This window comes from Actinomycetota bacterium (assembly GCA_040755895.1).
Classification (GTDB): Bacteria; Actinomycetota; Aquicultoria; order Subteraquimicrobiales; family Subteraquimicrobiaceae; genus Subteraquimicrobium.
In genome coordinates, this window is sequence record JBFMAG010000152.1 from 1 (window position 1) to 10,316 (window position 10,316).

Genomic DNA, 10,316 nt, shown 5'->3' on the forward strand with positions numbered 1-10,316 from the left:
AAAATTTATGGTTTTATGACCCATATGTTCTAAGTTGCTATAATCGAGGTGGGAAAGAGGGATGAAGGTGCCAAGGGTAGCCTTTTATACATTGGGTTGTAAGGTAAATCAGTATGAGACCGAGACGATGATCAAAGAATTCTTGAGCCGAGGATTCGAACTCGTGGATTTCTCGGAAGAGGCAGATGTTTATGTCATTAATACCTGCACCGTTACCAGTACCAGCGATCGCAAGTGTCGCAAGAAGATAAGACAAGCCGTGAGGAGAAATCCCTCGGGCTTTGTTGTAGTCACTGGTTGCTATGTTGACAGAAACCCTTACGAGATTTGGGAAATTCCCGGTGTCGACCTCGCGGTGCCAAATGAGGAGAAAACTCGGCTGGCTCAGTTAATCGTTGAGAAGCTCTCCATCTCAGGCGTGGAAAGTGAACTTTCCAAATCGCTTTCTCACGCCAAACCTCAACGGTTACACACTAGGGCTTTGGTGAAAATTCAAGACGGATGCAATCAATTTTGTTCATACTGTATCGTCCCCTACGTTAGGGGTACCATTTCCAGTAGGCAAGAGGAGGAAATCCTCAATGAAGTTGAAGAGCTGATTCAAAGCGGTGTCAAAGAAATAGTGGTCACGGGAATTCGTTTGGGCAAGTATGGTATGGATTTACCGACCGAGACCAATCTCGTTAAACTCTTATCTGCTCTAGCCCGGATGCCCCTTGCCAGAATTCGACTCAGCTCTTTAGAGGTTAAGGAGATTACACCAGAGCTGATAGCACTCATGGCATCTTCTTCAAAATTCTGCAGACATCTCCATGTTCCCCTTCAAAGCGGAGATAACGAGATATTAAGGTCCATGAATAGGGATTACATGCGCGAGGAGTATCTTCAAATCATTCGAGAGATAAAGGAGAACATCCCGGAAATTGCCATCTCCACCGATGTGATGGTTGGATTTCCTGGGGAAGGGGAGGAGCAATTCCATCGAACCAGGGATTTGATGATGGAGGTGGGGTTCAGAAAGACTCATGTTTTTAAGTTCTCTCCCCGTGAGGGGACGGTTGCCGCTTCTCTTCCCAATCAGATTCCACCGGAGGTGAAGGAGAGGAGATCAGCAGAATTGATCGAGTTAAATCGAGTTCTGGCTGCCGAATTCGTCAAAGGATTTATGGGGAGGGATTTAGAGGTACTGGTGGAGCGGATCCACAATGGAGTTTTAACCGGGCTCACCGACAATTACATCCGAGTATATTTTGAAGGACCAGCGGAGCTTAAAGGCGAGTTAGCCACGGTTCATGCTTTACAAGCAGAAAATGGATGCTTATATGGCAAACTTCTATATCAAAGGGCGGGTCAAAAGATCTAAATAAAAGATCTAAATATATCTAGACATATAAATCAGCTACGACAGAAGCTCTTTTTGCCAAAACATTGTCCTTAAGCAAAGGTATTTTAAATTCTAGGCACAAGGGATTTCGAATTTAGGATTTGAGCCACCTTTCTGGAACTATGTCTAGGCATAAGATCTAATATAAATATATTAAAGGGGTTGATATTATGGCTGAGTGCATATTTTGCAAGATCGTTCGGGGTGAGGTTCCCAGCCAAATCGTTTTTGAGAGTGAGAGAGTTATCGCCTTTCGGGATATTAATCCCCAAGCTCCCGTTCATATATTGTTGGTTCCCAAAAAGCATATTAATCCCATGGAACGGTTAGACGAGGGAGATGCTCAGGTGGTCACGGATATTTTCCTTGCTGCCAAGGAGATTGCTTCAAAGGAGGGGATCGCCAATAGAGGTTTTAGATTAATTTCCAATATCGGGACTGAAGCTGGTCAGGAAATAGAACACCTACATTTTCATCTTCTTGGCGGAAAGAAGCTACCCGGACTCCTAGGCTAAAACGAGTTGATAGTTGGGAGTGGGTAGTGAGGGGCTTAAGAAAAAATTACTACGGACTCCCGACTAAGGAACTACCGACTAAAAGAGGGGGTGTATTAATGTGAAGTTAAAGGAAAGGATCGAAGCGGATACGAAAGAAGCGCTAAAAAATCGGGATCATGATAGACTATCGGCGCTCAGGTTGCTTCTTTCGGAGATTCACAATGCCGAAATAGAAAGGAGGGGAGAGTTAACGGAGGAGGAAGTGATAGAGGTCATCGCGAGGGAAATGAAAAAGTGGGAAGAAGCTGCTAAAGAGTACGAAAGAGTGGGGCAGCAAAGTCACGCTGAAAAAGAGAGGTTTGAGGCGGATGTCTTAAGAGCGTATCTCCCTCCCCCACTTTCTGAGGAGGAAATCAAAGCGCTCATAAGGGAGACGATTTCAGAGGTTGAGGCGAAGGGTCCCAGGGATATGGGAAAGGTGATGCGCGCTATAATACCCAAGATCGTGGGCAGAGCCGATAAGAAAAGAGTTAGCGAGATGACGCGAGAGATGTTGGTTTAGCTCGGGATAAAACTTCTCAATGGTGTGATATAATAGGTCAAAGTAGATATATAAGAGAGGTTTTCAGCGTTGAAGAAATCGAAGGAAGTCAAGATATCCGTCCCCAGCGATCAATCCATGGTTGACCTTTTGGGACACCGTGATGAGCTACTCAAAATTGTAGAAGGGCAATTTAAAAAAAGTAACATTCTCGTCAGGGGAAATGAGATAACGATCGCGGGTGATCGGGAGGAGGTTCAAATCGTTGCCAACCTTTTCCGAGAGCTCCTCAATGTACTCGCTCAAGGACAGCACCTTACCCCACAAAGCGTAAGTCATGCCGTGGAGCTCCTTCGTAGCGAGGAGGAAATTCCTCCTTCTGAAGTCTTTTCGGATACCATTCTCGTTCATCGAGGCAAAGCTATCGGGCCAAAGACTATTGGACAGAAAAAATATGTTGATTCCATGCGGAATAGCACGATTACCTTTGTGATAGGACCTGCCGGTACCGGTAAGACCTATCTGGCAATGGCCATGGCAGTTCAGGCACTAAAAAGTAAGGCTGTTGGGCGAATTATCCTCACCCGTCCAGCCGTTGAGGCCGGAGAGAAATTGGGATTTTTACCCGGCGACTTATATGAGAAGATCGATCCATACTTGAGACCTTTATACGATGCCCTCTACGATATGATGGACGCGGAAGAAATCCGAAGACTCATGGATCAACGCACCATCGAAGTTGCCCCCCTGGCGTACATGAGGGGGAGAACTCTAAATGATTCATTCATCCTCCTCGACGAGGCTCAAAATACCACTCCCGAGCAGATAAAGATGTTCCTGACGAGGTTGGGCTTTGGCTCGAAGATCGTGGTAACTGGGGATGTAACACAGATTGATCTTCCCCACGATCAACAATCGGGGCTCATAATTGTGGAGAAAATTCTCTTGAGTATAGAGGGCATTAGCTTTATTCATCTCACCGCGCGTGATGTGGTGCGCCACAAGATCGTCCAAAGGATCGTAGAGGCCTATAAAAATTTTGAGGAGAGTAAAAAAGCCCCTTCAGTTTTGGGGGATATTCATGATAGGCGTTAATAAATTTAGAAAGGTCATCAAAGATCTTTCAGAGATTCCCATCTTTAAATATGTTGCGTTGGCATTACTCTTCTTCGTGGCTTTGACCACCATTCTCTCCGTGAGTTTTTTCCCTCAGGGAATCAGCCGCATCAGGGTTCGGAAGCCAAGCCCCTTAACCATTAAAGCACCTCGAACCATCGAATTTGAGGATGTAGCAAAGACGGAGACCCTGCGCAGGAAGGCCTATGAAGGTGTAAAGAAGGTTTACAAGTACGATGCAACAGCATCAACACGCGTTGAGGGGAATATCCGGGACTTCTTCAACTCTGTGCGTGAGGCGAAATCGAATCAGACTTTGACACCCCAAGCCCGACTCGATTTGCTTCGTAACGAATTCGGACCGATAATTTCCGAGGATATCTTGAAGACCTGCCTTAATCTCTCAGATGAAGATTTAAACAGGCTGGGGTCTAAGACAGTTGAAATCGTGACTGGATTAATGCATGGCCACGTCAAGAAGGAGGATTTAGCGACCAAGAAGGGGGAGTTGCATGCAATTGCCAGCGAACTCCCCTTCGGGGGAGACAAGAATAGGGTCATAGCTGAGGTGGGTTCGGCTTTCTTGGAGGCTAACTATCTTTTCAATCCCAAGGAAACTCAGAAGTTGCGGAGACAAGCGGCGGCTATGGTTAAACCCTATATCATAAAGAAGATGAAGGGAGAAATAGTTGTAAGGGAGGGCGAAATCGTCTCCGAGCAACAACTTAAAATTTTGAGGAAATTGGGCTTATTGAAGGGCGCCGGAGCAAAAAAGATATCGGGTCTTGCTCTACTCGTTTTAAGTGTGCTTGGGGCTTTTGGCGTCTATCTATACAAGTATCAAAGGAAGGTCTTCGACAGTGGTCGGTTGATCTTTCTTTTGGGAATATTATTGACCATGGCGGTTTTGATGGCAAAGATTGTAATTCCCTTCTTTTCACCATATCTCATCCCCATCGCAGGAATTGCCATGCTCACCACCATTTTGTTCAATCCTCAAGTTGCCATGGTTATGCTTTTATTGAGTGGGTTGCTCACCGGGGTAATGACGGAGAGTCTGCAGTATGTAATAGTGGCTGTGTTAAGCGGACTTTTTGCAATATATATGGTCTCTCGCATCTCTCACCGGGGTGATCTTACCCGGGCCGCTCTTTTAGTCAGCTTAAGTTTATTCTATCTATGCTTTGCCGTAAGCTTTATAGCTGGTCTAACTTTGCGGGAGACGCTATTCAGTTGTAGTATGGGACTGGTCAGCGGATTCCTTTCCGGAGTGCTGACCATAGGGATGTTGCCTTTCCTGGAATCCGCCTTCCATATCACCACCGATATTCGCTTTCTCGAGCTCTCTAATCCAAATAACCCTCTTTTGCGGGAGTTGATGATGAAGGCACCGGGAACGTACAATCACAGTGTGGTAACGGGAAATCTTGCAGCGGCTGCTGCTGAGAACGTGGGTGTGAATCCCTTACTCGCTCGGGTAGGTGCATACTACCACGATATCGGCAAAATGAAGCGCCCCTTCTTCTTCACGGAGAATCAGCTTGGAGGAGAGAACCCTCACGATAGGACAAATCCAAACTTAAGTTGCTTGATAATAACCGCTCACGTCAAAGAGGGTGTAGAGCTAGCTAAGAAATATAGATTACCAAAGGAGATCATCGATATCATCCGTGAACATCATGGGACGAGTTTGGTCAGTTATTTCTTCCACAGGGCTAAAGAGAAGGTGGAAAAGGAACAAGTTTGTGAGGCAGATTTTCGATACTCCGGAGTAAAACCGCAGACTCCAGAAGCCGCCTTTGTTATGCTCGCGGATTCCGTAGAAGCTGCTGCCAGAACCATTTCTAAGCCCTCCCCCGCTCGTCTCGAGCAACTAATAAGGAAGATCATCCGCAATAAACTTGAGGATGGTCAGCTTGATGAAAGCCATCTTACCCTAAGTGATTTGGAAAAGGTTACTCAGGCTTTTGTCAATGAGTTAACGAGTATTTATCACACTCGTATATCATATGGATCCGAAGGAGAATATCCCATCGGAAAGGGTCTTGGGAAGTCGGGAGCCATTTCTCATGGAAATCCTCGTGAGTAACCAGTCCGAGTTCCCCGTTAATTTGGGTTTACTCCGGGACTTAGCTCGTTATACGTTGCTTTGTGAGGGTGTTGAACCACTCGTAGAATTGAGTGTAGCTTTAGTGGATCAAACGGAAATCCGTAATTTGAATTTGAAATATAGAGGTATCGATGAACCGACGGATGTTCTTTCCTTTCCCTTGTTGGAGGAGACCCCCGAAACAGCGTCCTCCCCAAAAATTTTGGGCGAGGTTGTAATTTGTCCTGAAATTGCAGAACACCAGGCAAAAAAATATGGACAATCCATCATCGAGGAATTGTGTTTGTTGCTGGTTCACGGCATATTGCACCTGCTCCACTACAATCATGAAGAACGCAAGAGAGCTAAGCTCATGAGAGATCGAGAGAGGGAAATTTTATCCCGCTTTTTTAAGGGGCGACGCCAGAGGTGAAGACGAAGAATCGCTCTCTTTTAAAGAGTTTTAACTATGCCATCGATGGCATAATCTATGTCCTTAAGAGCCAAAGGAATATGAGAATTCACTTCTTCGTGGCCGCGGTTGTGCTCGGGGCAAGTCTCATTTTAAACGTAAGTCGCATTGAATTTATGGCTTTGCTCTTCGCTATCTCCCTGGTATTCATAACCGAGCTTATTAACACCGCCATTGAATTTGCCATCGACGTCGTGACCACAACCTTCGATCCTCTGGCAAAGATCGCCAAGGATATAGCGGCTGCTGCTGTGCTTGTTGCCAGCTTAAACGCTGTTTTTCTCGGCTATCTGATATTTTTCAAAAGGCTAAATCCCTATACCTTAAGAATATTGCAGGCTGTAAGGCATTCATCCATTCATATAACCTGCATTGGAATCTTGCTTGTAATCTTGCTTTCAATTGCGGCGAAAGCCTGGACAGGGGAGAAGAGTTTTCTTCGAGGGGGAATGATCAGCGGGCATAGTGCTCTTGCCGGTTGTCTCTTTACAGCCATCGCTTTTATTAGCAACGATGTTCTCATAGCTACTCTAGGTTTCCTCCTGGCACTACTGGTATTCCATAGTAGGATGGAATATGGTATTCATTCTTATATCGAGGTTTTGACCGGTGCTACCCTAGGTATCCTGGTCACGGCTCTAATTTTCCAACTTTTTCATCTATAGCGATATGCCTTGGAGCCCAGGCGAATGCAAAATGTAAAAGCCAATAATTGATGCATATTGTGGGAATGATACATATTGTGGGAAGGGCATAAGATGCTGTACGATGGTATTAGGAGGAGTTAACTTGGAAAGTAGCACATTATCGCTGATTGGTTTCCTGATTTTACTTGCGCTTTCTGCTTTTTCGTCTGCCGCTGAAACCGCTCTTACCTCGGTGAATCGCATAAAAGTTAAACACATGGTCGAGGAAAAAGTTTCGAGGGCAGCTATCTTAGATGCTTTACTGGAACGCCCAACTAAATTTTTGGCCACGATTCTTTTGTTGAATAATCTTGTGAATATTGGTGCCGCTTCACTGGCCGCAGTCATGGCGGCAAATCTTGGTCTAAGCTATCCCGCCGTAATTTCCACCGGCGTGGTTACCTTCTTAGTTCTTGTTTATGGAGAGATTACACCCAAGACCTTCGCTGCACAGAATGCGGAGCGAATTGCATTATTGGTTGCCAGACCCATTTCCCTCCTGTGCATGGCTCTCTTTCCCATAGCTCGATTGTTCATTTTTATTGCCAACACGTTCATAAGACTTTTTGGCGGGAAGACCATGAAGGAAGGTCCATTCATCACTGAGGAGGAACTAAGGACGATGGTCTCCGTGGGAGAAAGAGAGGGCGTAATTGAGGAACAAGAGAAGGAAATGATCCATAGCGTCTTTGAATTTGGGGATACGGTTGTGAGAGAAGTAATGGTTCCAAGGATGGATATGGTGTGCGTGGATAGTAATGCTTCTTTGGAAGAGGTTCTCGATCTCATCGCCAGGGAGAAACATTCCAGAATTCCCGTCTATGAAGACACCGTGGACAATATCATAGGGATCATATATTCCAAGGACCTTTTGACTCAGGTGGCGAAGGGGAACGCAAAAATTTCTTTGAAAAAACTCGTTCGACCGGTTCATTATATCCCTGAAACGAAAAAGGTGAGCGAACTTTTAAGGGAGCTCCAACGCAGGAGACAACGTATGGCCATAGTGGTCGATGAGTATGGAGGCACCGCTGGGCTTGTTACCATAGAAGATCTTCTTGAAGAAATAGTGGGAGAGATTTACGACGAATATGATTTGGAAAAGGTCATGATCGAGCAAATCGATGATAACAATATAAGAGTCGATGCCAGAGTCAACTTGGATGAGGTAAATGAGATTTTGGGCATAAATCTTCCCGATTTTGAATGTGATACGATCGGTGGTTTTGTTTATAATTTAGTGGGCAAGATTCCATCTGAAGGAGAGAAGGTCGATTTCGAGGGACTCACCTTCACCGTAGAAAAGGTCATTGGGAGAAGAATTTCTAAGATTTTAATAACCAAAAATCCCGATAAACTCGAAAGCCAGTCAAAATAATCCAAAATGCATCGTGCCCTAGACATAATAGAGTGATCTCTAAGAGCCATCTTATCAAATTATTAAGCGTGAATTATGTCTAGGCTATAAAATGTATCTTAAATTTGCAGTGATTGAGGACGTTGAAAGAAGAAGAGTTAATCGAGATCGCAAAACAGGCTCGTCTCAAAGCTTATGCTCCTTACTCTAATTTTAGAGTTGGAGCGGCTCTTTTGGCTTCTGATGGTCGAATTTTCACCGGATGTAATATTGAGAATGCCTCATATGGTTTATCCATTTGTGCCGAGAGGGTTGCCCTATTAAAGGCTGTTTCTGAAGGATGCAGCGATTTTATCAAACTCGTGATTGTGACGGATACCAAAGAACCGTGTTCTCCATGTGGTGCGTGTAGGCAGGTTCTTTTTGAATTCAATCCGGATATATCCATTCTTATGGTGAATCTTGAGGGGAAGCAGCTCGTAATGACCGCTAGGGAGCTACTTCCCAAACCTTTTGTACTCGGATAGTATTATATCAATCTTCCCAAATAATATTATTTATAGGCTAACATGAATCGCCTGGGGTAGAAGCTCTTTTTGCCAAAACATTGTCCTTGAGCACAAGGAATGTTTCAAATTCTAAGCACAAGGGATTTCGGATTTAGGATTTGAGCCACCTTTCTGAAACTATGTCTATGGCACATAATTAACTTATTTCTGGTAATTATCCATCGATTGCTAGGAGGCGCGGATGACCATCACTAAAGGAGAGCTGGCCAAAAGCATCGACTATACCCTCTTACGACCAGATGTAATCCCGGAGGATATAAGGAGGTTATGCAAGGAAGCAAGGGTATATAATTTTGCGGCGGTATTTGTCAATCCCTTTTACGTTAATTTGGCCGCTGAGCTTCTTAAGAGTTCCCCCGTGAAGGTGGGCACCGTGGTGGGTTTCCCCCTGGGGGCGAGCACCCCAACCACCAAGCGTTTTGAAGCCGAGAATGCAATTGAACGGGGGGCTCGAGAGATCGATATGGTGATGAACATCGGAGCCCTAAAAGCTGGAGATTTAGATATCGTCTACCGTGATATCCATGCCGTTGTGGATGTAGTACGACAAAAGGAAATCGAGGAAAGTGCAGGTACCATTTTAGTCAAGGTGATCATAGAAGCTTGCTATCTCACCGATGTGGAGAAGCGCATTGCTTGCAGACTCATCGAGGAGGCAGGAGCGGATTTTGTTAAAACCTCAACGGGGTTTGGTCCGGGAGGTGCTACCATTGAGGATGTAATGCTCTTGCGGGAGTCAGTAAGTCCTGAAATAGGTGTTAAGGCTTCCGGGGGCATAAGAACATACAAACAGGTTGTGACGATGCTAGATGCTGGTGCGTCCCGAATTGGAACGAGTGCTGGAGTCCAGATTATGGAAGAATTCCTCCAAAGGCTAGGGGTTAAGGGTCAGAAGTCATGATAGCTCGAAGCTTCAGAGCTACTGAGCTCCCGAGCTGAAGTGGAGTTGCGGGGGATTTTGGATGTCCTTATATAAGACCCAAGGTATTGTACTGAAATCCATAAAACTCGGTGAAGCGGATAAAATAATTACAATTTACACCAATTCTCGAGGTAAAATAAGTGCAGTGGCAAAGGGCATTCGAAGAACGACCAGTAAGTTTGGCAGTAGACTCGAACCTTTCACTCATGTAGATCTACTGGTATATCAGGGAAGGAATTTGGATACCGTCGCTCAAGCGGAGATCGTCTCCTCCTTCAAGGATATCCGAGACGATTTAGAGAAGGTGGAATATGGTCTGGCCATGCTCGACTTGGTTGACAAAATCGCTCCCGAGGGGGAGAAAGATAGTCAGCTTTTTGAGTTTCTCCTCAACGTTTTGGGAACTCTCGCGAGAATTAAAGCGAACTTTCGACTCCTCCTCATCGCCTTCGATATTCAACTCATGTCCATTTCAGGGTTTCATCCCAGTCTCTTTAATTGTGTTATTTGCGGGAGACACTTAAGTGCATCAAGCTCGAGGGCCAAATTTAGTTGCGAATTAGGTGGTATAATGTGCATGAGATGCAACCACGCCGATTTAAATGCCATTCCAATTTCTTCTCAATCCATCGATATGCTCAATCGATTGCTTTTCATGGATATCGAGGAGATATCGGGGATTG

At 45.1% G+C, this 10,316-nt stretch carries 11 protein-coding genes; all 11 read left to right on the forward strand.

Features of this window, described 5'->3' with window-relative positions; translation table 11 throughout:
- Positions 1–61 precede the first annotated feature (61 nt).
- Complete coding sequence (gene mtaB, locus AB1466_07235) at positions 62–1,363, forward strand: tRNA (N(6)-L-threonylcarbamoyladenosine(37)-C(2))-methylthiotransferase MtaB (GenBank protein MEW6189877.1); 1,302 nt, start codon at positions 62–64, stop codon at positions 1,361–1,363.
- A 191-nt stretch (positions 1,364–1,554) separates the two neighbouring features.
- Positions 1,555–1,899, forward strand: a complete 345-nt coding sequence (locus tag AB1466_07240; GenBank protein ID MEW6189878.1) for a histidine triad nucleotide-binding protein — start codon at positions 1,555–1,557, stop codon at positions 1,897–1,899.
- A gap of 100 nt (positions 1,900–1,999) precedes the next feature.
- Entirely contained in the window at positions 2,000–2,443 is a 444-nt protein-coding gene (locus AB1466_07245; GenBank protein MEW6189879.1) for a GatB/YqeY domain-containing protein, read from the forward strand.
- Positions 2,444–2,560: 117 nt separating this feature from the next.
- A complete protein-coding gene (locus AB1466_07250; GenBank protein MEW6189880.1) occupies positions 2,561–3,517 on the forward strand; it encodes a PhoH family protein in 957 nt (318 codons plus the stop codon).
- On the forward strand, positions 3,504–5,627 hold the full coding sequence (locus AB1466_07255; protein ID MEW6189881.1) for an HDIG domain-containing metalloprotein: 2,124 nt from the start codon (positions 3,504–3,506) through the stop codon (positions 5,625–5,627). The genes AB1466_07250 and AB1466_07255 overlap by 14 nt, the downstream gene beginning before the upstream one ends.
- Positions 5,608–6,060, forward strand: coding sequence for an rRNA maturation RNase YbeY (ybeY, locus tag AB1466_07260; GenBank protein MEW6189882.1), 453 nt, complete (start codon positions 5,608–5,610; stop codon positions 6,058–6,060). Before AB1466_07255 ends, ybeY begins: the two co-directional genes overlap by 20 nt.
- The gene (locus AB1466_07265) at positions 6,057–6,764 is read left to right on the forward strand and encodes a diacylglycerol kinase (GenBank protein MEW6189883.1); all 708 of its coding nucleotides are present in this window, start codon (positions 6,057–6,059) and stop codon (positions 6,762–6,764) included. The genes ybeY and AB1466_07265 overlap by 4 nt, the downstream gene beginning before the upstream one ends.
- A 124-nt stretch (positions 6,765–6,888) precedes the next feature.
- On the forward strand, positions 6,889–8,163 hold the full coding sequence (locus tag AB1466_07270; protein MEW6189884.1) for a hemolysin family protein: 1,275 nt from the start codon (positions 6,889–6,891) through the stop codon (positions 8,161–8,163).
- A 113-nt stretch (positions 8,164–8,276) separates the two neighbouring features.
- Positions 8,277–8,669 (forward strand): cytidine deaminase, encoded by a 393-nt coding sequence (cdd, locus tag AB1466_07275; GenBank protein ID MEW6189885.1) that lies wholly within the window; start codon positions 8,277–8,279, stop codon positions 8,667–8,669.
- Between the two features lie 223 nt (positions 8,670–8,892).
- Positions 8,893–9,612, forward strand: a complete 720-nt coding sequence (gene deoC, locus AB1466_07280; protein ID MEW6189886.1) for a deoxyribose-phosphate aldolase — start codon at positions 8,893–8,895, stop codon at positions 9,610–9,612.
- A gap of 61 nt (positions 9,613–9,673) precedes the next feature.
- Positions 9,674–10,316 (forward strand): DNA repair protein RecO (gene recO, locus AB1466_07285; protein ID MEW6189887.1); only part of this gene is annotated, 643 nt, incomplete at its 3' end.